The sequence below is a fragment of the Vibrio sp. 1288 genome (assembly GCF_033344475.1).
Genome location: NZ_JAWPOX010000016.1, coordinates 68,372 through 91,453, shown reverse-complemented (window position 1 = coordinate 91,453; position 23,082 = coordinate 68,372). Strand labels below are relative to the sequence as shown.

At 43.3% G+C, this 23,082-nt stretch carries 26 protein-coding genes; 15 read left to right on the top strand and 11 right to left on the bottom strand.

The annotated features are described in order from the left end of the window. Positions 1–12: 12 nt before the first annotated feature. The 4 genes from R8O11_RS13725 to hutW form a co-directional block, all read right to left on the bottom strand. A complete protein-coding gene (locus R8O11_RS13725; RefSeq protein ID WP_213907580.1) occupies positions 13–549 on the bottom strand; it encodes an ATP:cob(I)alamin adenosyltransferase in 537 nt (178 codons plus the stop codon). A 97-nt stretch (positions 550–646) separates the two neighbouring features. Then, positions 647–1,177: a heme utilization protein HutZ gene (gene hutZ / locus R8O11_RS13720; protein ID WP_005375331.1), complete on the bottom strand. Its 531-nt coding sequence runs from the start codon at positions 1,175–1,177 to the stop codon at positions 647–649. A 56-nt stretch (positions 1,178–1,233) separates the two neighbouring features. Continuing rightward, entirely contained in the window at positions 1,234–1,737 is a 504-nt protein-coding gene (gene hutX / locus R8O11_RS13715) for a heme utilization cystosolic carrier protein HutX (protein WP_005385051.1), read from the bottom strand. Between the two features lie 32 nt (positions 1,738–1,769). After that, positions 1,770–3,140, bottom strand: coding sequence for a heme anaerobic degradation radical SAM methyltransferase ChuW/HutW (gene hutW, locus R8O11_RS13710; protein WP_262591344.1), 1,371 nt, complete (start codon positions 3,138–3,140; stop codon positions 1,770–1,772). Between the two features lie 160 nt (positions 3,141–3,300). Here hutW and R8O11_RS13705 point away from each other — a divergent pair, with 160 nt between their 5' ends. From R8O11_RS13705 to R8O11_RS13680, 6 genes are read left to right on the top strand one after another with little or no spacing between them, the layout of a single operon-like run. Further along, on the top strand, positions 3,301–4,047 hold the full coding sequence (locus R8O11_RS13705; protein WP_085569329.1) for an energy transducer TonB: 747 nt from the start codon (positions 3,301–3,303) through the stop codon (positions 4,045–4,047). Further along, complete coding sequence (locus R8O11_RS13700) at positions 4,047–4,745, top strand: MotA/TolQ/ExbB proton channel family protein (RefSeq protein ID WP_145472135.1); 699 nt, start codon at positions 4,047–4,049, stop codon at positions 4,743–4,745. The genes R8O11_RS13705 and R8O11_RS13700 overlap by 1 nt, the downstream gene beginning before the upstream one ends. Further along, entirely contained in the window at positions 4,742–5,155 is a 414-nt protein-coding gene (locus tag R8O11_RS13695) for a biopolymer transporter ExbD (protein ID WP_318194224.1), read from the top strand. The genes R8O11_RS13700 and R8O11_RS13695 overlap by 4 nt, the downstream gene beginning before the upstream one ends. Positions 5,156–5,183: 28 nt before the next feature. Beyond that, positions 5,184–6,053 (top strand): heme/hemin ABC transporter substrate-binding protein, encoded by an 870-nt coding sequence (locus tag R8O11_RS13690; RefSeq protein WP_213885928.1) that lies wholly within the window; start codon positions 5,184–5,186, stop codon positions 6,051–6,053. 9 nt (positions 6,054–6,062) lie between these two features. After that, positions 6,063–7,100, top strand: coding sequence for a FecCD family ABC transporter permease (locus R8O11_RS13685; RefSeq protein ID WP_005375318.1), 1,038 nt, complete (start codon positions 6,063–6,065; stop codon positions 7,098–7,100). Next, positions 7,100–7,882, top strand: a complete 783-nt coding sequence (locus R8O11_RS13680; protein ID WP_005385036.1) for a heme ABC transporter ATP-binding protein — start codon at positions 7,100–7,102, stop codon at positions 7,880–7,882. The genes R8O11_RS13685 and R8O11_RS13680 overlap by 1 nt, the downstream gene beginning before the upstream one ends. Before the next feature lie 112 nt (positions 7,883–7,994). On the opposite strand, the gene R8O11_RS13675 is transcribed toward R8O11_RS13680, so the two are convergent. Further along, positions 7,995–8,456 carry a TetR/AcrR family transcriptional regulator gene (locus R8O11_RS13675; RefSeq protein ID WP_005385033.1) on the bottom strand — a complete coding sequence of 154 codons (462 nt, stop codon included), beginning with the start codon at positions 8,454–8,456 and terminating at the stop codon, positions 7,995–7,997. A 607-nt stretch (positions 8,457–9,063) separates the two neighbouring features. Here R8O11_RS13675 and R8O11_RS13670 point away from each other — a divergent pair. Next, on the top strand, positions 9,064–9,363 hold the full coding sequence (locus R8O11_RS13670; protein WP_005375307.1) for a YfcZ/YiiS family protein: 300 nt from the start codon (positions 9,064–9,066) through the stop codon (positions 9,361–9,363). Between the two features lie 88 nt (positions 9,364–9,451). Here R8O11_RS13670 and R8O11_RS13665 read toward each other — a convergent pair whose 3' ends face one another. Then, positions 9,452–9,724, bottom strand: a complete 273-nt coding sequence (locus R8O11_RS13665) for a YnjH family protein (protein ID WP_005375306.1) — start codon at positions 9,722–9,724, stop codon at positions 9,452–9,454. A gap of 318 nt (positions 9,725–10,042) precedes the next feature. On the opposite strand from R8O11_RS13665, the gene R8O11_RS13660 reads away from it, so the two are divergent. Further along, positions 10,043–10,642 carry a hypothetical protein gene (locus tag R8O11_RS13660; RefSeq protein WP_017821237.1) on the top strand — a complete coding sequence of 200 codons (600 nt, stop codon included), beginning with the start codon at positions 10,043–10,045 and terminating at the stop codon, positions 10,640–10,642. 73 nt (positions 10,643–10,715) lie between these two features. On the opposite strand, the gene R8O11_RS13655 is transcribed toward R8O11_RS13660, so the two are convergent. Beyond that, positions 10,716–11,825, bottom strand: coding sequence for a 1-acyl-sn-glycerol-3-phosphate acyltransferase (locus R8O11_RS13655; RefSeq protein WP_017821238.1), 1,110 nt, complete (start codon positions 11,823–11,825; stop codon positions 10,716–10,718). Between the two features lie 191 nt (positions 11,826–12,016). Here R8O11_RS13655 and R8O11_RS13650 point away from each other — a divergent pair, with 191 nt between their 5' ends. Continuing rightward, positions 12,017–12,625: an AraC family transcriptional regulator gene (locus R8O11_RS13650; RefSeq protein WP_167415897.1), complete on the top strand. Its 609-nt coding sequence runs from the start codon at positions 12,017–12,019 to the stop codon at positions 12,623–12,625. A 127-nt stretch (positions 12,626–12,752) separates the two neighbouring features. Here R8O11_RS13650 and R8O11_RS13645 read toward each other — a convergent pair whose 3' ends face one another. Next, a complete protein-coding gene (locus tag R8O11_RS13645; RefSeq protein ID WP_017635276.1) occupies positions 12,753–13,235 on the bottom strand; it encodes a hypothetical protein in 483 nt (160 codons plus the stop codon). Between the two features lie 14 nt (positions 13,236–13,249). Continuing rightward, positions 13,250–13,783, bottom strand: a complete 534-nt coding sequence (locus R8O11_RS13640) for a nicotinate-nicotinamide nucleotide adenylyltransferase (RefSeq protein WP_318194223.1) — start codon at positions 13,781–13,783, stop codon at positions 13,250–13,252. 178 nt (positions 13,784–13,961) lie between these two features. On the opposite strand from R8O11_RS13640, the gene nadE reads away from it, so the two are divergent. After that, positions 13,962–14,792, top strand: coding sequence for an ammonia-dependent NAD(+) synthetase (nadE, locus tag R8O11_RS13635; RefSeq protein ID WP_005375299.1), 831 nt, complete (start codon positions 13,962–13,964; stop codon positions 14,790–14,792). Between the two features lie 100 nt (positions 14,793–14,892). On the opposite strand, the gene R8O11_RS13630 is transcribed toward nadE, so the two are convergent. Further along, positions 14,893–16,710 carry a hybrid-cluster NAD(P)-dependent oxidoreductase gene (locus R8O11_RS13630; RefSeq protein WP_213966348.1) on the bottom strand — a complete coding sequence of 606 codons (1,818 nt, stop codon included), beginning with the start codon at positions 16,708–16,710 and terminating at the stop codon, positions 14,893–14,895. Positions 16,711–16,977: 267 nt separating this feature from the next. On the opposite strand from R8O11_RS13630, the gene R8O11_RS13625 reads away from it, so the two are divergent. Continuing rightward, a complete protein-coding gene (locus tag R8O11_RS13625) occupies positions 16,978–17,142 on the top strand; it encodes a YqaE/Pmp3 family membrane protein (RefSeq protein ID WP_005375297.1) in 165 nt (54 codons plus the stop codon). Between the two features lie 155 nt (positions 17,143–17,297). After that, positions 17,298–18,326 (top strand): dihydroorotase, encoded by a 1,029-nt coding sequence (gene pyrC / locus R8O11_RS13620; RefSeq protein ID WP_206947057.1) that lies wholly within the window; start codon positions 17,298–17,300, stop codon positions 18,324–18,326. Between the two features lie 95 nt (positions 18,327–18,421). Here pyrC and R8O11_RS13615 read toward each other — a convergent pair whose 3' ends face one another. Continuing rightward, entirely contained in the window at positions 18,422–19,327 is a 906-nt protein-coding gene (locus R8O11_RS13615; protein ID WP_213867848.1) for a DUF808 domain-containing protein, read from the bottom strand. A gap of 172 nt (positions 19,328–19,499) precedes the next feature. On the opposite strand from R8O11_RS13615, the gene R8O11_RS13610 reads away from it, so the two are divergent. The 3 genes from R8O11_RS13610 (at position 19,500) to R8O11_RS13600 (ending at position 23,076) form a co-directional block, all read left to right on the top strand. Then, positions 19,500–20,420, top strand: a complete 921-nt coding sequence (locus R8O11_RS13610) for a M14 family metallocarboxypeptidase (RefSeq protein ID WP_318194222.1) — start codon at positions 19,500–19,502, stop codon at positions 20,418–20,420. Between the two features lie 761 nt (positions 20,421–21,181). Beyond that, positions 21,182–22,126 carry an ABC transporter permease gene (locus R8O11_RS13605; protein WP_033906772.1) on the top strand — a complete coding sequence of 315 codons (945 nt, stop codon included), beginning with the start codon at positions 21,182–21,184 and terminating at the stop codon, positions 22,124–22,126. Continuing rightward, positions 22,123–23,076 (top strand): iron chelate uptake ABC transporter family permease subunit, encoded by a 954-nt coding sequence (locus tag R8O11_RS13600; RefSeq protein WP_318194221.1) that lies wholly within the window; start codon positions 22,123–22,125, stop codon positions 23,074–23,076. The genes R8O11_RS13605 and R8O11_RS13600 overlap by 4 nt, the downstream gene beginning before the upstream one ends. Positions 23,077–23,082 lie beyond the last annotated feature (6 nt).

The following is a 23,082-nucleotide window of genomic DNA, read 5'->3' as shown; positions in this document are numbered from 1 at the left end:
TAATTTCTCAGCTCACTTCTTTGGCATCGCGTAACTACGAGAAACGAATCCCGTCTCTTTGACTTGATGAGTATGATTAATATAAGAAGCTAGGCTGTAAAGTACATTCGCTAATAAGTTCGCGTATCGAAACAAAATAGGTGCGGGCTGCTTCTTACCTGTATGTTCAACGGCAACTAATGCTCGTACCGTTTTTTTAGCTTGGCAACGGCACAAATGCAATTGACTGGCTGCCGGGTGCCCTCCGGGTAGAACAAAGCCTTTGAAGCCACCATCAATGCGTTGCTTGAGCAAAGCATAATCGGCCTTTAACTCTTCAACTTCCGTCTCTGTAATCGCTAATTTTCCGCGAACCGAACCATTTAGATGATAAACATTAGGCTGTATTCTTGTCAGTATATCACGGCTAAACTCGTCCAACTCCATAGCGAGAACAAGGCCAATACGACTACAAAGTTCATCTGCTGTAATTTCAAAGTCACAAACCGGACTGTCCTCGTAAATAAACGGATAGCAAATCTCGCTCAATTCCTTGCTTACAGGTTTCATGCTTTTGTTCCAATATAAAAAAGGGAGTCAGTATAACCTAACTCCCTTTAAACGTTCATTATGCCAAATAATCGACATTCATATGATCGGTTTACAATCAGGCACTTTCGACTTTCTTGTGACCTTCTTGAAGGTGAACAAAATCGACTAAATCATCACCAGACACTTGATACGCCTGACCAAAACCTTTAACAAATAGCCCCGATTCTGGCTTTAAGTTGAACAAAACGAAATCCTCTAGCTGGCTTAGACCATCAATAATCTCACCAAAACGCTCTTTCATTTGTCCAACAACTTGTTGCCACATCTCTGTGTCTCGCTCAACTACATTTGCTACCGCATCAAAAGTTAAGCGCTTACGAGCAAACAGCTGCTTTGAAGACTCTTCATCTTCGATCATCATCAATGAAACATTTGGATTTTCTAAAAGGTTACGGGCATGACGAGCGATTTTAGAAATGAGAACGAAATAACCTTCCTGGTTTTGAACATAAGGCGCGTAGCTTACATTCGGGCGACCTTCTGCATCGACAGTTGCAAGCTGAAGTGTACGGCGCTCCTGACGAAACTCTTTGATCTCTGGCCCTAAACGACCTTGCAAACGCTCTTGTTTAACTTGTTGATCCATATTGATACCTGACTTTACTAATTAGTATTCGAGTTAAGCCTCGATTATGTTTGTGATTACTTTTTTAATTCGGCTTGTAGGGCGCGAAATGCGGTTACTTGCTCTTCAATCAACTCGCGCTTTTCGTTACGGCCTAAATAAACCTTGAAAATATTGCTTCCGCACTCCGAGAAAAAACCAAAATAGTGACTCTCTCTACCCATAAACGGTTTACTGACTAATGCGACATTTTTAACGTTATCTAATTTAAGGTGGCCGTGCAGTTCACCTTCTCTACCCATTAAATTGTAATAGCCACGCGCCACTTTTCCTTTTGGAAACGGCGCTTTAACTTCAAAGATAGAACCAAAAGAGTGGACGATGGTCGTCACCGGGCCAAAACCAACCAAACTTTCTAGGATGCTTTGCGCTTGCTCTCCTGGTGCAATAGCCACCATTTCCTGAGGTAGAGCCGCAACAACCTCAAACTCGGAAATGCCAAGACGCTCTGCCATCGCAGCTGGCAATAATTGTGGTTCTTGCTCTAGTAATACTTCAACTTGTTGCTTGATTGATTCCATTGTGTCTTCCGTTTTTGTTCAATTTGTTTTCATTAATTATTGGATGCTTTCGGTACGGTTTCGTTCATCTCCGACGTGAGTACCTGAATACAACTTTGAGCCAATGACACTGCCCAGAAGCTGCCTGCAAGAGTAAGGACTGCGCTACGTTCATGTAGTTGTACTAAGCCTTTCGCTTGCCACACTTTAAATAGAGGCAATAAAAACCCGAACGCGTCCTCTCCCATAAATGATGGAAGTTGATTTGCTTGAACAATGCCACGGTCAAACGCAGATTTGAGTGCAGAAAAAAGTGGTTCTAGAGGGCTTTGCTTCATCATCATCGCGATGGTGCTTTGACCTTCTTTGACCGCTTTAATATAGGTCTCTAGTGTGCGGTGTTGCATCATCCCGTAGCCACCGATATTACCTCCAGCACCACAGCCAATTGGCAATACCTCTGCATAAGTCTTGGCTAAACTATTGTATAAACTACGCTCGCGGTTATCGATTGCCCAATGGTTCACACTCAGTTGCTTCATATGGTGTTTGGCCATAAAGTTCACACCGAGCTCATACATTCCCGCTTTTTCTGGTGTGGTCGCAGGTGGCGGGATTTTTCCCTTTTCTACGAGGTTGAGCATGGGAGCTGACCCGCCAACCACTAACTGATACAAATCTAGTCCGTGTGCGCCAGTCGAGAGGAAATCATTTAAATCTTGCTCTAATACTTCTTTGGTTTGATAAGGTAAGCCATAGAGTAAATCGATAATGACCGGAATTTTGTCTTCTTTGGCGATCTCGCTCACTCGTTTGAGGACATCTTCCCTATCATCTAAACGTTTTGCGCTGCGGCGCACTTGTGTATTAAAACTTTGCACACCAAAAGAGAAACGATTAAACCCACCCTCTAAAGCGCCTTGATACAACTCATCAGAAAAGCGATTGATGCGGCCTTCTAAGGTGATTTCGCAGTCTGCGGCCAAAGGAAAGTGGTCTCGGATAGCCTGGCCTAACACACGAACCTGTATTGGAGATAAATCCGTTGGCGTTCCGCCCCCGATATATACGGCGTGAAAAATACCATTTTGTGTCCAAGGTAATGCCGCTTTCTCTCTAAGCTCCTGCATTAATGCTTCAAAGTACTCATCAACCAGTGTGCGACTTGCAGCATTTTGAAAGAAGTTACAAAAAGTGCAACGAACGCGACAAAACGGAACATGAATATAAAGACAGCGTTTATTGGTCGCTTTAATTGAGTTAGCCGTAATACTCGAAAAAATCGCCTGTTGTTGAGACGAGGGCACAGGTACGCTCGCTCCCCCGGCATGTGCAGAATGCTTCTTAACAAAAGCAAATCGCAATGGATCAGGACTATCACTGCCCAACACTGATTCATCAAGCTTATCGATATCGACGCTCATATATACTCGCTTAACTCCCATCATGTAAGGGATGGAAGCTGATCTTGAAAATTCTGCAAGAATCATAATTTGAGCGTAATGATAATGCAATTGATAATTGATCTTATTTCCATTGTAGGTAATAATCTGCCCAAGTTTTCATAGTTTCCCGAGATATTCCGTGAACGTACAAAGATATGTCATTGCAGGAGGTGCTTCCCTTGCCATCCATGCCGCACTTCTTTTTGTTTCTCAAGAGACAAAGGTGTTCGCGATGCCGGCTGGAAACCCAGCAAGTTCGGTAAGTCTAAATCTTGTGTCTGCTCCTCCCGCTGTCGAAAAATCTACACCAGAAAATGTAGCGCCACCAAAAGAGCAGCAGCCTCAAGACCAACCTGAACCAGAAAAGAAGATTGTAAAAAAACAGGTCGTCAAGAAAGACGCTGTTAAGAAGAAGGTAGTAGAGAAAAAACCAGAACCGGTTAAACAATCTAAACCTAAAACGGTCGAGCCCACCAAAACCGTAACAAAGCAAAAGGTTCAGCCCGAAGCGAAACCAAAGAAAAAAACGGAACCAGTGAAGAAAGAGACGGTAGCTCAACAATCCGCACCTGCGAGCCAATCCAAAGGGGCAACGTCTCAGCCTGTCTTGGTCGACAAACCAACGTTTGTGAGTCAACCAACACAACCCCGTTACCCAAGGTCTGCACAAAGACGCGGTATTGAAGGTGTAGCCTTGTATGAGATATGGCTAGATGAGAATGGTAACCAGATTAAACAGGTTTTGATTGAGTCTTCCGGCACAGAGTCGCTAGATGCCTCAGCACTTCGTGCGATCAAACAGTGGCAATTTACACCACATATTTCAGGTGGGCTAAAAGTCGCTCACCGAGTACAAGTACCTGTTCGTTTTAAGTTGGATGGATAATGGAACAACTACAAGAATTACAAACTCAATTTGGGCTGATGACATGGCCTTTGATCATTTGCTCAGCTCTAACCGTGATGATCATCGCCGAGCGATTATTCCATGTGTTAATTAGCCTTGGTGTAGGAAAGCGAGCCATTCGCCAAAAGCTCACAGGATTAGACCCAACAAATGGGAGCGAGCTTGAAGCACTTGCTGAAGAGTTGTCGAATAAGAGGCCGCTTCTGTACCGTGGTGTTGCGATGTTGCTTGCTCATCATTCTTTCTCGAAATCTTTAAGAGAAGATGCCGCAGGTATTTGGCTGCAAGAAAAACGCCATCAGCTGCATTCCGGCCTTCGTTTGCTGACGCTGATTGGTGTCATCAGTCCTTTAATTGGCTTGCTTGGTACGGTGCTTGGCTTAATTGACATGTTCAAAGGCATTGCGGTTTCAACGGGGAATATCACTCCGAATGATTTGGCTGACGGCCTAGGTCTTGCTATGCGCACCACTGCCGCAGGTCTCATTATCGCACTTCCTGCTATTTCAGGAGCGCAGATCATTGGTTTGTGGGCGGATCGTGTAATCGCCAAGCTTGAGCACACTTTAAACTACGTCAACTTATGGCTTGAAGGTATCTCGTTACAGCATGTCTCGCCAGACCACTCAAAAGTAACACTGCGCTCTTCTGGGAAGATTGAGGCTGCAACTCAATGATTAAAACACCACAAGAAAATAGTCGTAACGGTTTAACCCCCGATTTAACACCGCTGTTAGACATTATTTTTATCGTCATGGTTTTCCTGATGTTAACCGCAGCGGTCAAACTCGATTCATTAGACGTCAATTTACCGAGCACAGAATCTAAGGCTGTTGCAGATGTCGATAAGCAATCCATCACGGTAAATATTCTTAAAGACGAGCCTTACTGGGCTATTAACGGCAAGACATATATCGATTGGGACAACTTTACCCTCGCGCTGTTAGAAGAGAGTAAGTCAAGCGATAAACCGATTGTAATTGGAGCAGAAAAAACCGCGAATATTCAGTCGCTAGTACAACTTCTCGGCTTTTTACAAGAAAACGGAATTCAAGCTACTCAGTTACTCACTGAAGAGCCATCATAAAAATAAGTAAGATAGAGATCCTTTCAAAATGAAGAACATACGCATCACTATTCAAGCTGTTGTCACGGCAGCTCTTTCCCTACTTGCGAGTAGTCAACTTTTTGCCAATGAAACGCCATCCTCAGAGCGCGTTGTTAGCGCAGGCAGCGCCGTCACTGAACTCTTGCTTGAACTCGACGCTAAAGATAGCTTGGTTGCTATCGACGTCACCAGTCAATTACCAAAAGGAATGGAACTGCCTAAAGTGGGCTACCATCGTCGTCTTTCAGCGGAGGGGTTGCTCGCCTTACGTCCGACAAAAGTCATTGGTTCTGATGAGATGGGGCCGAAAACAACATTGAGCCAATTGAAATCGGCTGGCGTAGATGTAGAAATCGTTAATACTGATGCAAATGTCGAGGGCCTTTATCAACGTATTGATCAAATTGCGAACCTTATGGATCGCAAAGCTCAAGCTGAAAGCTTAAAGCAAGATGTCCAGGCGCAAGTACAAGCACTCAATGCAAACCAACCTGTTCAAGCGAAGAAAAAGAAAGTGCTCTTTCTGCTGATCCATGAAGGGCGACCTGCAAATGTTGCGGGCTCACAAACAACACCCGATGCAATTATTCAACTCGCCGGCGGACAAAACCCAGCCGCTACACAACTCTCGTCTTACAAGCCTCTATCCACAGAAGCGATGGTAGAGATGCAGCCTGACGTGATTCTTGTTAGTGGTCGCAGCTATGAAACGTTGGGTGGTGCCGATGCAATTTTAAAAGCAATGCCGCTTCTTGCTGCAACACCCGCTGGAAAGAACAAAGACATCATAACGATTGATGGCCATGCTCTGGTAGGTGGTTTGGGCCTTAAAAGCCTTGCAGAAGCTAAACGCTTGAATGCACTGCTTTACCCATAGAGACATGACATGTTGTTAAGACGCATCCCCCTTTCAACGACGTTATCAGTGCTTAGTGGATTTTTAGCATTTATTGCTATCGCCTCTATTACCGTTGGCCCAATGAACATTAGCTTTGCTGACAGTTTGCGTAGCCTAACGGGAGGCAGTTCTGATCTCGCTCCTCACATTCAGTTGGTCATTAACGAAATCCGATTGCCTCGCACCATTTTGTGTATGTTCATCGGCGCCATTTTGGCAATTTGTGGTGTGGTTATGCAGGGCTTGTTCCGTAACCCATTAGCCGAGCCTGGTATCATTGGTGTGTCTGCTGGCGCTGCTCTTGGTGGTGCATTCGCTATTGTTGTATTTGCTGAATTTAGCCAAAACTATCCGCAACTAATGAACTTAGCGGCTCTGCCTCTTTTTGCTTTCCTTGGCGGTGCACTAACGACTATTCTCGTTTATAAACTCGGCACAAGTAAGTTTGGTACCTCAGTTACAATTATGTTGTTAGCCGGCGTTGCCATCAGCGCGCTCTCGGGTGCTGCGATTGGCTACATGAACTTTATCGCAGATGATCAGATGCTGCGAGACTTGACGCTTTGGTCGATGGGCTCATTAGCTGGTGCAAATTGGTCAGGGATTGCTCTATCTGCTGTAACACTCGTCATCCTATTGCTCTGGTTTCAGAAGAAGTCGATGGCGCTGAATGCTCTGTTGTTAGGGGAATCAGAAGCAAGACACTTAGGAGTTCCGGTTCAAAAACTCAAACGTCAGCTTATTTTACTTTCTGCACTGGGTGTTGGTATTACGGTGAGCATCAGTGGTGCAATTGGCTTTATTGGGCTCGTGATTCCTCACTTAGGGCGCATGCTCGCTGGGCCTGACCATCGAACGCTATTACCAATATCTGCCTTAATGGGAGCACTGCTTCTTACTGCCGCAGATATGTTTGCTCGTGTTGCCGTGGCACCAGCTGAATTACCAGTTGGAATCGTGACCGCATTGATTGGCGCGCCCTTTTTCATCTACTTATTGTTCCAGCAAAAAGGGAAGATTTTGTAATGAACCAGATCGTTTTATCGGGGAAAAACATTTCGATGACGTATGGCAACCGTGTGGTGCTCGATGACATCAACATTGATATCCGAGCTGGTGAAGTGACCGCCCTACTCGGCCCCAATGGCGCAGGTAAAAGTACTTTGCTCAAGCTTCTATGCGGTGAGATCTCTTCGAATCATCACATCACCTACTTCGGTAAACAAAAGCATGATTGGGAGCCTGAAAAAAGCGCCAAACATATTGCAATGCTCCCGCAGCACAGCACCTTAACCTTCCCATTTCTAGCCAGAGAAGTCGTAGAGTTGGGGGCAATACCGCTATCACTGTCCAATAAAGAAACCACTAAACTGGCTTTACATTACATGGAACAAACCGACGTATTGCATTTAGCAGAAAGCCTGTACCCGTCTTTATCTGGTGGAGAAAAGCAACGACTGCATCTAGCACGAGTGATGACACAACTACATCAATCTGGCGAAAAACGAATCTTAATGCTTGATGAACCTACCTCAGCGTTGGATCTCGCCCACCAACACAACACGTTAAAGATTGCTCGTGAAACGGCAAAAGCACAAAACGCAGCGGTGGTTGTGGTGTTACATGACTTGAATCTAGCCTCTCAGTACGCAGACCGCCTTGTACTCTTGCATAACGGGAAACTAGTTTGTGATGACACGCCATGGAATGCACTAACGTCAGAGCGCATTGAGCAAGTTTATGGCTATCGATCTATTGTGACAAAACATCCGACGCTAGACTTCCCTCAAGTGCATGCCGCAGCATAAAGCGTATCTCCTCTAAGCCGTCTCTAAAACACTTTGATACGACAAAGGCCCGCAATATGAGAATTGCGGGCCTTTGCTTTGATAGTGGCAGAATTTGGTGCTTTAAAGGCTATTACTTGCTCATTTGGATCAATGATCGACCAATCAACCACTCAAGCTCTTTGTCACCACCCGCACCAAACTGGCTTTCAACCATTTTGTATAAGCGGTCAATACCATTAGCAGCAAATTCTTGCGCATTTTCAGCGGTGACAATGTGATGGAATAGCAGTCGTAAAATCGCGAGAAACTCAGCATCTTCCAGCGCTTTAATCCAACTTTGTGAAAATGCATTTAATCCTTTATCAAACTCTAAGTGTTCAATAAACATTTTAAAGATACGGCCATCCAGTGCGGCGGTGAAGTCCGTTTTCTTAGGGAAGTGATGGCTAATACCGGTACGCGATATACCTGTCTGCTGGCTTAGCGTCGTGTACGACATTTTGTCGTAACCTAATCTGAGTAGCTGATCAATAACGGCATCCATGATCTTTTGGATAGTGATTTCGGTATCTTCTTTACTACGCTTTGGCATATTTTAAGCTCTTCTCTTTGTAAATCCATCTAACTCACTATTAAATGAGGCCAGAATGAAATCATTCTTAGCATTATACCCGGCTCGCCGATGCGGTTCGATTAGCGAAAACCTAGAAATCAGGTTGCTAAGCGCTGCACTTGAAAGCGCTTTGGGTATATGTATTGCGACTATTTAATATCATGTCGAGTTCCAAACCATAACGTCTTTACACTGCGTAATGTGTAATTTTCAGTTATGTTTTTGTCAATACATGCTACTCAAAATAAGGCGAAAAGTTAGTCTCATCAAAACCTTGCGCCAATTATTCATCGAAACTATTCAAAGACCAAGAATGATAATTATTAAAAATAATCAATCAAGAAATAGTCTTATAAATTAACCATTAGTTCAACTGGACTGAGCAAAATCTCGTCACTATGTTCGTTAATTGATTTTAAATGTTGATATATATCACATTAACGTTCTTGATGATTTAGTAATCCAATCTTTAACCCTTACTTAACAAGTGCCTATTCTGTTCCTTTTTTACGCAAAAGTCGTCATTTTTGTAGATACAGATCAAATACCTGATAGAATACCCTTAGTATTTACAAGAGGATTCGTTATGAGTGTCGAATTAGAAAAAAACCAAGTATGTGAGGCCTGCGGCTGTGCTGGCGAGATTGGCTTTATCATCAAAGAAGGTGACGAAGTTGCCGACGTAACGGTTTTCGCACAGACAAAAACAGAGCTAGAGTCTGAACTACAAAAATACATCGAGCTCGCTAAATCAGTATGTGCTGATGTTGAATACAATGTTTCAGAAATAACCGAAGAATCGAACCAAGCGACGGCTCGATTCAAATTTGAAGTAAGTGCTGAAAAACTTATCTTTGAATTAAAAACTCGCTCACTCGCGCGTTAATGAAAAAAGCGAGCATGATGCTCGCTTTTTATTTTTCCAATCTCTTAATCTTAAACCGCTCTAAATGAAACAGACAACTTCGGCGCGTTTATTTATCTTTTTTGAACACGACCCACTTTAACGAGCCATTGGTTTCAAAATCGTTCTCAGCGGTACACATCAGTAATACGCCTTCAACATTAATCACGGCCCCTGTGGTGTAGGCTTTATCATCGTAGTAACAGATACGCTGACCTACCTTACCGTCAGCAACTATTAGCGCTTTGTTTTCTGGTGTACTGTATGATTTAGCAAAAACGGAACCCGACAGCAGTACTGCAAAAACACCAGCGGTAAAAATAGATACACTTTTTAACTTCATGAAAATCTCCTCAAACCTCAATAATACTAACAAGGACCCTTGTGAAGTTCTTGGAAGAATCTCATATTATTCAAATATCTACTGATATTTTTCTCACCTCTACACTTGGGTCTGCTTCACATTCAATCATTTAATTTATCTCATTTTAGTAAGCTTGAAGTTACTTAGCTCAGTAAAGAAGCGCACACTTTTAACGTGTATCTCTAATTTGAATATTTAAGTTATGAATCAAAAACTGTGAGCAAAAAATGCATAATAGGTTTATTTAAGTATAAGATAAGCACCTGTTGATCTCGGTATTTAACTAACTCTTTGACTATGCGTTTTGTTTCCCTATGCCTTACTTCAATCCTACTCTGCTCGTCTCCTTTGGCATATGAGCTAGATTACTATTCTAAGTTTGGTCACATCGATAATTACGGCAATCTTGATCTTAGAAACAAGCCTTACACCCAACTACCCTCTGGCCTAGTGGTAAAGGGCAACTTAAACATCTCACAAACCCCTATCAAAACCTTGCCTAAAGGGCTTGATGTTGAAGGCAGTCTGGAAGCAACTAACAGCGCACTCAAAGTTATTCGCTCAGGAACAAAGATAAAAGGCTATGCAAACCTACTAGGTAGTAAGATCGAAAACTGGCCTAAAGGCATCAAACTAGGCGGTTACCTAAATCTGACAGATACACCGTTAAAAGCGCTTCCAGCTAAACTTCGAGTAAAAGGTGATCTAAGTGTTATTCGCACTCCCATTTCTGAACTTCCTGAAGGATTGGTGGTTGATGGTAATCTTTATATTGGAGGATCAGCGCTGAAAGTATTTCCAGACACAATGACGGTGAAAGGGAATATCTATTTAGGTGGTAACAGGATCACCAAATGGCCTAGCAATTTAACCCTTGGTGGCGCCGTCGCACCTTAAAGAGCAGATAAACAAAAGCCCCGGCAGACCGAGGCTTTAAGGCATTCTGAATCAACGAGTTCAGTGACGAAAGTTACTCTTGGTTATTCACAGGATTGGCATAGCTCGCCACCAAATAAGGTCTTGCTCCTTCAGGTAGCTGATCCAACTTATCCGCGAGATGACGCTTAACCGCTTCCGTAATGATGCTCGAATCTTCATGCCCAGCAGCTAACAAGTTGATTGGGTACAATTTGTAGTTGTTGTGAATTTGGCGGTCGATTTCACCAGCAAGAGCTTCCGGCGTTTCAAACTCTTGCTCAATCACATCACCAAACGCAACATGTACACGGCCTTTATAGCCAACGATACCTTGAATGATGCTTTCGATATCTTCAAATTCGCCTTTTTCATAGCGGCCATTTTCTGCTTTTTCGTACAGCTCTTTTGCTTTGGCAATGTCACATGGATCATTTTCATAGGCAATCGAGACAGGAACGATTTTCAGAGAACGCGTGTACTCACCAAAGCTGATCTTTTGTTTACGACCTTCAACATGGAACATTTTTAAAATCGCAGGATCAGTAAAGTCGTTTCCATCTTTAGCACGGCCTTCCTTTTGGGCAATCCAAATTGAATTGCCAGTATCAAGCGAATGTTTGATATAGCTTGACAGTTGTCCCAATGCTTTCATCATTTCTCTAGGCGCTTTAGCAGAGCGCTTAACGATGAAGCTCTTATTGAGTCGCATCAATTCTGTCGCACATGGCTTCTTCAGCAGGTTATCGCCAATCGCTATACGAACTGTACGGTGCCCACTTTGGTACAAGCCATAGTTTACGAGCGCAGGGTCCATCGCAATATCACGGTGGTTAGAAACGAATAGGTATGACGTGTTTTTATCCAGCTTATCCAAACCAGAAAAAGTGACGCCATCCGTTGTCTTATTCAATGTATCTTTCAGATACTTCTTCACTTCAATCTGAATTGCTTCGACAGAATCAAGCTTGCTCCACTTAGCTTTCAGGTAGATGCGCAGGATCGGGCTCATTAGCGTTTTGAACCATGCTGCTTTATTAGCAAAGCGATGTTCTAGGATAGCAGTGATAAATTCATCATCTTGGATTAGACGATCCAGCGCTGCTGGAATTTCTTCGTCGTTGTAAGGACGAATTTCAATATAAGGATCGGTATTGGCTGTCATTGTTCATTACATATCAAAAAAAGCTGGCACATTTTACGCATAGTTTTGCTGACAAGCAGCATTTCAACCCATACTTTTAACATGGTCATACCAGTTAAGCCACCATTTATCATGCTAAAAAATTCTCTCAGCAGGTTGGAATCGTATGGGTTTAACGTTACCCTTAGCGCCAAAAAACACTGGTACTCATAATGAACTACGCAATTGAATTTCACGACGCTAAATACCCCTTTCTTGATGTAGCTGCGCGTAAAAAAGCATTGAAGCACAGTCTACTGTCTGTCATCGAAGGGTTAGCCGTCATTAAATTGGGTAAGCAGGAGTATGCCATTGAACCAGGCCAATATTTTTGGATTCCTCAAGGATGTTTGAGCTCCCTCACCTTTTTACCTAATTCTCGTGTATATCGTTGTGATTTTTCTGTGCGTTTAAATGACGACTTCTCACAACAGGCGGGCTTTGTGAAGCCTTCACCGCTACTCAAAGCGCTCGTCGAGAAGCTAGCAACAACTGCCGAACGCTCGGATCTGCAAACCGATCTACTGACAGTAGTAAGACATGAAATATTGACGCTGTCTCCTAAACTAGCGCACTCAACGTTAACGAGAACCATCAATCAATGGACTCCTGGCTGTGACATGAATATTTCTAAAGAGCTTTGCTTGGTACTAACACTACGTGAAGCAAGAAAAATGAAACTGTCGGGGAAGAAGGAAGAGCAAATTGTTGACTCTCTTTTTGCTGGTAACACCGAAGAATATGAACAGCTTTGCTTTTTAGTCTTTGGAGAAGCGCTATAATTTGCTCTTCAACAAGCTACGTGTTCAGCATTACGTAGAGTTACGGATACAGAAAGTAGAGATTCAAGTAAAAACAAAAAGGGCGTACATTGATAATGTACGCCCTTTTTTCATTTGCTTGAGGTGTCTAGAAAGGTACCTCTATTTGCATCATCCAGTCAGCGTCATAATATTCGTGCCAACGATAATCAAACCGCATTCTTGGCTGTCCGTCGGATTTATCACCAAAACCGACGCTGAACATCAACCCGTGACTACGAAGCCACTCTTCTGTATCCATTTTACTCTCTTCGTCTCGGAGCTCTTCCGGCATCCAAAAACCAAGACCAAAGTAATTCTTTTCTAAGTTTTGAGTTAGAAGTGGGGTGTCTTCCGGCTTAATCGCCCACTCCTCCCAATAGTTTTCTGTTGGTCCTTCAAGCTTCGCTTCCGCTGCATACCAAATCAATGCTTCAGTACTTAACACGCCGATGGAATCTAAAATTTCTTCACAGATTGGAAGAGTGTTATCTTCAAACACCACGGAACGATCAGAAAAATAGTTACACGCGGAATGAGCTTGTGTCACCACAAGCAGCGCACATGCACTAAATAAAACGACTCTGACCATGAAAATCTGACCTCTCAGTTCCCAGACAATGTTTCTCTGTATAAGCCTTTACTAAGTAATAAATCACGTACGGAAGGTGTTGTATAGACACCGATCTCTTCACCCTCGGCCAATGCTTTGCGAATATCTGTGCTTCTGACTTTTACTTTTTCAGGACATGCCATAACAGTCCAACGTTCCGTAATCTCTTCAGCTCTACTAAATTTAGCAAATTTGAAGAAATTATCAGGACCAATGACAAAAGTTATATCGGCAGTTGGGTAGATTTCTTGAATTTTTTCTAACAACGCATAGGTCGTCACACTTTGTCCAGGTTGGTATAAAGCTTGCTCTGCATCAGAACGCTGAACATTAGAAAGCCCCATATCCTTGATGAACGCGTCAACCATTTTGCACCGAGTTGGGTAATCAAGCATGTTCTTGCCCCAAGCGTGTGCAATGCTTGGCTCAAGTAGCACAAGATCAAAGTGGCTCAAAGACTCAATAACACTTTTATGCCCTAAACTAGGTGGGTTAAATGCACTACCAAAAATGGCGATTTTTTTCATATCCGGTGATTACCTGGTTGAAGAGAGTTTTCTAATCTGATGATTTCGGTATGATACTACTAATCTTTACAGCTTTTGACCCTAAAGTCGCGTTTAATGAGCCTCAACTGTATGGTTTATCACCATTTGAGCAAATGTGCTTTAGAGTCTGAAATATTTGCAGGAAAAGGAACCCTAAATGGAACAATCCATCCGTGACGAAATGCGCGTACTCCCTTCAATTGATCCGCATTTTGAAATTGAACGCCGTGTCGCTTTTATTAAGCGTAAATTGCAAGAAGCGGGCTGTAAGTCTCTTGTTCTTGGCATCAGCGGTGGCGTTGACTCAACGACATGCGGTCGTTTAGCTCAATTGGCTGTAGACCAGCTGAACGAAGAAGCGGGCAACAATAGCTACCAATTTATCGCAGTTCGCCTGCCTTATGGGGAGCAAAAAGATGAAGATGAGGCTCAGCTCGCTCTGTCTTTTATCCAGCCAACCCATTCTGTATCGGTGAACATCAAAGCAGGTGTTGACGGGCTTCATTCGGCTTCTCACGTTGCATTAGAAGGCACAGACCTTCTACCAACTGATGCAGCAAAAGTCGACTTCGTAAAAGGCAATGTAAAAGCGCGTGCTCGCATGGTTGCTCAATACGAGATCGCGGGCTACGTAGGCGGCCTTGTTCTTGGTACTGATCACTCAGCAGAAAACATCACTGGTTTCTACACTAAATTTGGTGATGGCGCTTGTGACATGGCACCATTGTTCGGATTAAGTAAGCGCCAAGTTCGTGAAGTAGCTGCTACATTGGGTGCACCTGAGCAACTAGTGAAGAAAGTGCCAACAGCAGACTTAGAAGAGCTTGCTCCACAAAAAGCAGACGAAGATGCCCTAAGCCTAACTTACGAGCAAATCGACGACTTCTTAGAGGGCAAACCCGTTCCACAGCAAGTGAGTGACCGTCTGGTAGCGATTTACAAAGCAACGCAGCACAAACGCCAGCCAATCCCGACGATTTACGACTAATCGATATTTTCAGCTCTCTTTAAAACTCAAAACGCTGCTAAAAATAGCAGCGTTTTTTTGTCTAGGAACAGTTTTTGTCGAAGGACAAAGACGTTCTCGCCTAGTTGGTTACTGTTACGTCCGTCTCTGGCACAGCACAACACGCCAATACGGTTCCCATTGCACGTTCCTCATCAGTCAACGCGGGCACGTCCGGATGATGTACTTGACCCGACGTAAGCTGAACCTTACACGCGCCGCATAAGCCAGCACGACAGCTATTGCTGATGACCTTCCCAGCATCTTCGAGCTGATCTAACAACGTTTTTTGGTTGTTGCCTACGACTTTAGTTCCATTAAAGTCAATAGCGAGACTTTTCTCTGGCTTTGACGTAAGAGAAGAAACTCCAAACGCTTCTTGATGGTAGTTTTCCTCTGGCAGCCCTTTTCTTAGTAGAAGACTTTTTGCTTTATCCATAAAGCCATCCGGGCCACACACAAACACCTGCCGCTGTTCAACATCTTTGATTTGCTTAATGTGTGACAAACTTAAACGCCCTTTCAAACCAAACCAATCAACAGCAGGTTGCGTTAAACAGACTTTTACTTCTAACCCCGGGTGCTCACGCTTTAACTGCTCCAACTCTGAGCGACAAGGAATATCATTTTCGGTCCGACATTGATGGTAGAAAACCACGTTCTCCAACTGATTATGATCCGCTAAGTAACGTACCATCGATAGCATTGGTGTTACTCCGCTACCCGCAGAGAGTAACAGCAGAGGCTGCGCTTCATGCGTTTTAAGGTGGAACTGACCGTCAGGTTGTTCTGCCTCTAAAAAATCACCGACTTGTAAGTTGTCTAAGAGTGAGTTAGAGACTCTTCCACCCGCGATACGCTTTACAGAAATAGCATAACGACCCGGGCGAGAAGGACTGGATGACAAGGTATAGCGTCGACCCACTTTCTTACCATCAATATTCACCTCTATTGGCAGGTGTTGTCCTGGCAAGTAATTAGGCAAAGAACCTTTGTTTGGCTCTAACCATAAGGTCACAAAGTCTTGGGCAATTTCTTCACGCTCAACACATGTAAGCTTCATGCGCACTGGCGAGTTATCTGCGTAAAACTCCGGCTCTTTGTACTCCAATACTTCAACTTTATCGCCTTGACGAATAATGCCTTCATTTCGCGCGACAAGATTCTGGCCAAAGAACACACCACCGACATCGTTTGCACGGAACTGTTGCAAGGTTTTGAGCGGCTCTTTGCTCTCACGGAATGTGCCTCTTTGGGTATTCACCGTAGTCAGGATACAGCGCTCGCAAGGTTTGAGCGACTCAAACTCTACCTCACCGATTCGTATGCGCTTCCATGAATCTTCTTCAAATGGCTTAGTATCAGAGACAACTAAGTTAGTACGAAACTGATCCATTGAGTGTAGCTCTGAACTTCTTCGGTTTAGCTCATCAAGTGAAGCTTGGCTGATCACTAAAACCGGATAACCATCAGCAAAACTGACGTTTTGACCTAGCTTTTCACGGACACGATTCGATTGCTCGCCACTAAACAACAACTCAACGCGTTGCCCCAACACACGACTAAACCAGTCATCTGCATCATCTGTCGTGGTATAGGCAGTAAATGTATCTTTCCAAACCGTTGCAGGTGTCTCCTGCATTTTGAAATCTTGGTAACGGATTTTAAGTGGCTCCATACCCAAACTACTAAACACCACTCCATCGGACAATAGGGCAGACTTAATGGTTACCATTTGCGGATACTTTCGCGCAGTGATCATCGAGCCATCAGCTTTCGCAATCATAAAGCGACGATCGAAGCTCAATCCTTGCTTCTCAACCCATACGGACGACAGCGATAATCCGCCAACTGACTTAACCGGAAAAACATTAATTTGGGATAAAACGGGTTGCGACATGGCCTTCTTCCTACGGGTGTTTTTTATTTGTTGCGGTATTGTATACTCAAATCACATTAAGTTGCAGAGTCTGCTGCCTCTTCATCCATTTCAACTTTCTCGAAACCATATTCTTATAAATTTGGTTTTAGTGACAAGTATTTACTACACTCAATATTCGCGTTTTTTAACACCGTTCTGACCAAATACCGTTTGATAAAGTGTGATACGACACACATAATTCACCCAAGTTATCACTACTCCCATTTATCGATTTGGAGCTTAATTATGGATACAAGAAAACTGGTTCTGATTTTGTTATGTATCTTTCTTCCGCCTGTCGCGGTGTTTATGGAGAAAGGTCTAAATAAAGACTTTTTGATTAATCTAATATTGACGTGTTTCTTCTTTCTACCAGGTACGATCCACGCGCTTTGGTTAACAATGAAGTAACCACTTACACTCTCACTCTTTATAAAATTGAAAAATGGGATGAAATATGAGGGCAATTCCTCTATCATCCTGTCGCCTAAGCGCAAGCGTTTGCTCAAAAGCAAATACGGCGCTTAGGCTCCAATCAGACAACTTTTCAATGGTGGGAGCAATTAATGACAACACTGACTATCACTCGTCCTGACGACTGGCACGTTCACTTACGCGATGGGGAAGTTCTTAAAGACACCGTTCGCGACATCAGCCGCTACAATGGCCGTGCGCTGATTATGCCAAATACCGTCCCACCTGTTACTACAACTGAGCTCGCCCTAGCCTACCGTGACCGAATTATTAAAGAGCAACATGGCGAACAGTTTGAGCCTTTAATGGCGCTTTACCTTACAGATAACACGACACCAGACGAAATACGTAAGGCTAAAGCCACCGGAAACATTGTTGCTGCCAAGCTTTATCCTGCAGGCGCTACCACAAACTCAGATTCCGGTGTGACCAATGCGAAGAACATTTATCACGTTTTAGAAGCGATGGAAGAAGTCGGAATGTTACTTCTGGTTCATGGCGAAGTAACACATCACGATGTTGATATCTTCGACCGAGAGAAAGAATTCCTTGATACTGTCCTCGCTCCTATCGTCAATGACTTCCCTAATCTTAAAATCGTACTAGAACATATCACCACCGCCGACGCAGCAAACTTCGTTAGCAACGCCTCAGACAACGTAGCGGCTACCATCACTGCCCACCACCTTCTTTTCAACCGTAACCACATGCTTGTGGGTGGTATTAAACCTCATTTCTACTGTTTGCCAATTCTTAAGCGCGGAACCCACCAGCAAGCGCTGATCGAAGCAGCAACTAGTGGTAGCAAGAAGTTTTTCCTAGGTACAGACTCAGCGCCACATGCGAAAGGGGCAAAAGAATCGGCTTGCGGTTGTGCTGGTTCTTACACTGCACACGCAGCGCTAGAGCTTTATGCAGAAGTCTTCGAAAAAGAAGGCAAGTTGGAAAACTTGGAAGCTTTCGCAAGCTTCAACGGTCCTGATTTTTACGGCATTGCACGTAACAAAGATACGGTAACGTTAGAAAAATCCGCTTGGGATGTGCCAGAAACGATGCCATTTGGCAATGATATCGTTGTGCCTATTCGAGCAAATGAACAGATCGAGTGGAAAGTGAAGTAAGTACTTTACTGACGTTTCACCCATAAAGCAGGGTCATGCTTTTTGTAAAAAGAAGTCATGACCCTTGTTATTATCGTCTCATGTTTTAGATGTGATTATTGACCACGAAGCTTTTCAACCATCGTCCATACCGCAACCACAACCACCCCCGCCACAAAGCCGATAATACCGTTCAGTAAAATAGGCAAAATGGCTGTAGCAACCGAATGACCACTAAAGTTCATAATAATCGGCTCTACAAAGTGATGAATGGCTGGCACGTTGTGCACCACAATTCCTCCACCCACCAAAAACATCGCAGCAGTTCCTACAATGGTTAACAACTTCATCAACTTTGGTGCAAAAGCGACCAAGGCCCCTCCGACTTTCGCCACCCAACCTTTACCGTTTGAGCGACTTTCAAGGTAAAGGCCTAAATCATCTAGCTTCACAATCCCAGCGACTAGTCCATAAACTCCAACCGTCATAATCACTGCAATTAAACTGACAACTAAAATTTGCGTAACAAGACTGGCTCCGGTCACGGTACCTAACGCAATCACGATAATTTCTGCTGAAAGGATAAAGTCTGTTCGAATTGCACCAGAAACTTTACGCTTTTCATACTCTTCTATCGACTCGCCAGTATTAACTAGCTCATCTTCTTCTTCGTGCGGATGCGAGTGAGGAAACACTTTCTCAAGTACTTTCTCTGCCCCTTCAAAGCAGAGAAATAAGCCGCCAATTAGCAATAATGGCATGATAAGCCATGGAATAATCGCGCTAATAAGTAAAGCTGAAGGAACTAAAATCAATTTATTTTTGAATGAGCCTTTTGCAACCGCCCAAACCACTGGAATCTCTCGCTCAGATGCAACACCAGACACTTGTTGAGCGTTTAACGCTAGATCATCTCCCAACACACCTGCGGTTTTCTTTGCCGCCATTTTTGACATTAAGGCGACATCATCAAGCACCGTGGCAATATCGTCCAACAGTGTGAGTAAACTTGCTCCAGCCATTTTTTGTCTCTTATATGAAATTGAGTAAGTAACAAAATGTAACACCAATGAATCACTCATCAAAGTGATGATTTTGCAAAGAATACCACCCCAAATGGTGTTTTATATTGCCGTAAAGATAAGACGGGTCTAGTCTTGTGATACCTTTCAGCAGTCAAAAGAAAAAGTATAGATGAAAAGTGGATACATTTACCCGATCGGTACTCCTGGCCAACCTTGGAACGAAGAAGAACGTAAAGCTTGGTTAGCAACGCAAGAAGTAAAACGTAGCTACCAAGATGAAGTCGTCAGTAAAATCGATGCCCTACGCGAGCGTTTTGATGTTGAACAATATGGTGCGCTCTCATACAACGAGGCACGCTTCCCTCTGTTTTGTATCAAAACACACAATTGGGATTCAACTAAACCTGTTGTGTTGGTCACAGGCGGCGTGCACGGTTACGAAACCAGCGGTGTACATGGCGCATTAAAGTTTGTAGAAACAGAAGCAGAGCGCTATGCAGAGCATTTCAATATTGTCGTTGCACCCTGCGTAAGCCCTTGGGGTTACGAGGTGATCAACCGCTGGAACCCAAACGCGATTGATCCAAACCGCTCTTTCTATAAGGATAGCCCTGCCGAAGAGTCCGCTAACCTCATAAAGCTAGTTGCAACTTTAGGCGATGTGTTAATGCACATTGATCTACATGAAACGACAGATTCTGACGAAACTGAGTTCCGTCCAGCCTTAGCTGCTCGTGATGGTATTGAGTACATTGAAGGTATGATCCCAGATGGCTTTTACACGGTGGGAGATAGTGAAAACCCTCAGCCTGACTTCCAAAAAGCGGTCATTGAGTCAGTTGAAAAAGTGACTCACATTGCACCAGCAGATGAAAACGGCGAAATCATTGGTTCACCCGTCGTACAGTTTGGCGTTATCAACTACCCAATGGTAAAACTGGGCCTGTGTGGCGGCGTAACAAATTGCGTTTACGGCACGACAACGGAAGTGTACCCAGACAGCCCAACGGTGCCCGACGAAGAATGTAACGATGCACAGGTTGCAGCCGTAGTTGGTGGTTTGAATTACGTACTAAGTAAGCTCGAATAACACAGGTTAACAATAAAGCAACTGACGATGTCTTTGAATTGTGAATCAGCTTTACTTTGCTCCAAAAGCAAGTTGAGACATTAATCCGCTAGTTTATTAGAAATTACCGCATTAACATCGCTAACACTGAAGATGCGAAGCATCACGACTTTATGACGCTATTTTAATGCGGTATCTAATAAATCCTAAAATACAAACGACATCTAGACATCATCGTCACTACTAACTCCTCTTCCTGAACAAACTATCGTCATACCATTTAAATCAAACCTCAACCAACGAGCTTCTGAAGCGAAAAACATCCTTAAACAATAAGAAAGCTTAATGCTCTTTGGCTTTATTTTTTAATCACTTACCCAAAAGCACATGCATTAGCCATTGCCTTGTTTTTTATACGCGATTGATCTTTTTAGAGAAACACATATGAACTTCATTGCCTAACCGAAAAAACAAAGATATAATGAAAATAATTATCATTTGTATTTTAATTTTAAATCGAGAACCTCTTTCTCTTTGCATTGAAAGCGGCACTTTTCTTTTGCTAGTTAATCCAGTTTTAAAGCCAAATCAGCACGTTGAATTTTTAGGTATGGCCTAGTGATACTTTGAGGGCTGGATTGTGACCTTAATGTTTATAAAAAATAACTTGGTTATGTTTTGTTGGAATTTAGAACCTATATGCGAATAGATATTCATTATTCGTATTCCATCCCCAAGTCATAAGTTAAGAGAAACTCATTTTATTTTGGGGCAGATTCTGTATGAGTATTCACGTAGTAAGCCTGTTTTTTATACTGTGCTTAACTTCAATTTTCGTCGGCGCAAACCAACTAGATTGGTCGTTATTGCTGACCATGGATGACAAAGCTTGGCTACCGATTACTGCTAGCAGATTACCAAGGCTAATCGCACTAATTCTTACCGGATCTGGTCTCGCAATATGTGGTGTTATTCTTCAACATATTGTTAGAAATCGTTTTGTTGAGCCAGGCACCACAGGCGGTATCGATGCGGCAAAGCTCGGTATTTTGGTATCTATCGTCATGCTTCCATCCTCAGACAAGCTTGAACGTATGCTCTTCGCCGTACTATTTTGCTTCGCCGCTGGCCTTATCTACATTGCCATCGTACGAAAAATTAAATTCAGTAACTCTGCGTTAATACCTGTGATTGGGCTTATGTTTGGTAGTGTACTAAGTGCTATAGCGGAGTTTTATGCTTATCAAAACAACATCTTACAGAGTATGTCCGGTTGGTTAATGGGAGATTTCTCCAAAGTGGTCCAAGAACACTATGAAATAATTTTCTTGATTTTACCCATCACCCTACTGACTTACTTATATGCACATAAGTTTACTGTGATGGGAATGGGCGAAGATGTTGCGTCCAACTTAGGAATTAATATTGCGTTCACTGCCGCCTTGGGTCTAATGCTAGTTTCCGTGACAGTTGCTATAACAGTGGTGACCGTAGGTGCCATTCATTTTATCGGTTTAGTCATACCTAACCTAGTCGCACTAAAATATGGCGATCACCTTAAAAACACCCTACCAATCGTTGCACTAGGCGGCGCTTCGTTACTTATTTTTTGCGATGTCATAGGCAGAGTTGTTGCCTTTCCTTTTGAAGTCCCAATTGGATTAACAGCCAGTGCTATCGGGGGAGTCATGTTTCTTGTGTTTCTTTTGAAAGGAGCACGAGTATGAGATCACATTACTCAAACATGCGAGTGAGCATTATACTCGTTTGCATACTGTCTATCGCCTTTATCTTTACAAGCTCTGGGTGGGATTTTGATTACGTCATCCCTAAGAGGCTGATTAAACTTGGTGCCATAGTTATTGGGGGCAGCTGCGTGGCCATCTCTGCTGTTATTTTCCAAGCTTTAGCTGGTAATCGTATTCTTACGCCATCCATTATGGGATATGAGTCGGTTTATCTGGTTTGGCAAACCCTACTCTTATTACTAGGGGGCACTTCTGGCATTGCTACATTAGGTGTTGTCGGTAATTTCGCTGTCTCTGCAATACTCATTCTGTTGTATTCCTTAGCGATTCAATCTTGGGTACTCAATAGATTTAAACATGACATGCACCAAGTTCTGCTGATTGGCTTTGTTTTGACAATGGTGCTGACAACTCTTGCTCAATTTATCCAGCTCAGAATAAGCCCTGGAGAATTCTCTATCCTTCAAGGGCTCAGCTATACCTCGTTTGAGCGAGCGAAACCTTCTACGTTACTTTTTTCCAGTATTGCGTTAAGCGTTTTGGCACTCTTTGCTAACAGATGGTCACGCGAGCTAGATGTGATAGGTCTAGGTCGAGACCAAGCGATGTCATTAGGACTAAATGATAAGCAATATGTACCAAAGTTCTTTGCTGTAATCGCCATTTTAGTAGCAATTTCGACGAGCTTGATTGGCCCAACGGCTTTTATGGGAATTTTTATTGCCAATATTGCTTATTCCGTTACTAGCGCACCGAACTACAGACACATATTGCTCGTTGCTTGTGCTATTGCAATTGTCATGTTCTTGTCTGGTCAACTTCTGGTAGAGCACTTATTTAACTTTAAAACCACCGTCTCTATTTTGGTGAATGTCCTTTGTGGGAGATATTTCCTAGCCATCACGATAAGAACAAGAAGCCAAATATGAAAACTG

Bases quoted from the DNA above. Each gene is read 5' to 3' on its own strand.
- hutX (WP_005385051.1), bottom strand. From the start codon at position 1,737: ATGGAATCAATCAAGCAACAAGTTGAAGTATTACTAGAGCAAGAACCA.
- R8O11_RS13630 (WP_213966348.1), bottom strand. From the start codon at position 16,710: ATGTCGCAACCCGTTTTATCCCAAATTAATGTTTTTCCGGTTAAGTCA.
- R8O11_RS13605 (WP_033906772.1), top strand. From the start codon at position 21,182: ATGAGTATTCACGTAGTAAGCCTGTTTTTTATACTGTGCTTAACTTCA.
- R8O11_RS13670 (WP_005375307.1), top strand. From the start codon at position 9,064: ATGAGTGTCGAATTAGAAAAAAACCAAGTATGTGAGGCCTGCGGCTGT.
- R8O11_RS13655 (WP_017821238.1), bottom strand. From the start codon at position 11,825: ATGACAGCCAATACCGATCCTTATATTGAAATTCGTCCTTACAACGAC.
- R8O11_RS13645 (WP_017635276.1), bottom strand. From the start codon at position 13,235: ATGGTCAGAGTCGTTTTATTTAGTGCATGTGCGCTGCTTGTGGTGACA.
- hutZ (WP_005375331.1), bottom strand. From the start codon at position 1,177: ATGGATCAACAAGTTAAACAAGAGCGTTTGCAAGGTCGTTTAGGGCCA.
- R8O11_RS13680 (WP_005385036.1), top strand. From the start codon at position 7,100: ATGAACCAGATCGTTTTATCGGGGAAAAACATTTCGATGACGTATGGC.
- hutW (WP_262591344.1), bottom strand. From the start codon at position 3,140: ATGAGCGTCGATATCGATAAGCTTGATGAATCAGTGTTGGGCAGTGAT.
- R8O11_RS13695 (WP_318194224.1), top strand. From the start codon at position 4,742: ATGATTAAAACACCACAAGAAAATAGTCGTAACGGTTTAACCCCCGAT.
- R8O11_RS13725 (WP_213907580.1), bottom strand. From the start codon at position 549: ATGAAACCTGTAAGCAAGGAATTGAGCGAGATTTGCTATCCGTTTATT.
- R8O11_RS13700 (WP_145472135.1), top strand. From the start codon at position 4,047: ATGGAACAACTACAAGAATTACAAACTCAATTTGGGCTGATGACATGG.
- R8O11_RS13690 (WP_213885928.1), top strand. From the start codon at position 5,184: ATGAAGAACATACGCATCACTATTCAAGCTGTTGTCACGGCAGCTCTT.
- R8O11_RS13625 (WP_005375297.1), top strand. From the start codon at position 16,978: ATGGATACAAGAAAACTGGTTCTGATTTTGTTATGTATCTTTCTTCCG.
- R8O11_RS13610 (WP_318194222.1), top strand. From the start codon at position 19,500: ATGAAAAGTGGATACATTTACCCGATCGGTACTCCTGGCCAACCTTGG.
- nadE (WP_005375299.1), top strand. From the start codon at position 13,962: ATGGAACAATCCATCCGTGACGAAATGCGCGTACTCCCTTCAATTGAT.
- R8O11_RS13660 (WP_017821237.1), top strand. From the start codon at position 10,043: ATGCGTTTTGTTTCCCTATGCCTTACTTCAATCCTACTCTGCTCGTCT.
- R8O11_RS13615 (WP_213867848.1), bottom strand. From the start codon at position 19,327: ATGGCTGGAGCAAGTTTACTCACACTGTTGGACGATATTGCCACGGTG.
- R8O11_RS13650 (WP_167415897.1), top strand. From the start codon at position 12,017: ATGAACTACGCAATTGAATTTCACGACGCTAAATACCCCTTTCTTGAT.
- R8O11_RS13640 (WP_318194223.1), bottom strand. From the start codon at position 13,783: ATGAAAAAAATCGCCATTTTTGGTAGTGCATTTAACCCACCTAGTTTA.
- pyrC (WP_206947057.1), top strand. From the start codon at position 17,298: ATGACAACACTGACTATCACTCGTCCTGACGACTGGCACGTTCACTTA.
- R8O11_RS13685 (WP_005375318.1), top strand. From the start codon at position 6,063: ATGTTGTTAAGACGCATCCCCCTTTCAACGACGTTATCAGTGCTTAGT.
- R8O11_RS13675 (WP_005385033.1), bottom strand. From the start codon at position 8,456: ATGCCAAAGCGTAGTAAAGAAGATACCGAAATCACTATCCAAAAGATC.
- R8O11_RS13600 (WP_318194221.1), top strand. From the start codon at position 22,123: ATGAGATCACATTACTCAAACATGCGAGTGAGCATTATACTCGTTTGC.
- R8O11_RS13665 (WP_005375306.1), bottom strand. From the start codon at position 9,724: ATGAAGTTAAAAAGTGTATCTATTTTTACCGCTGGTGTTTTTGCAGTA.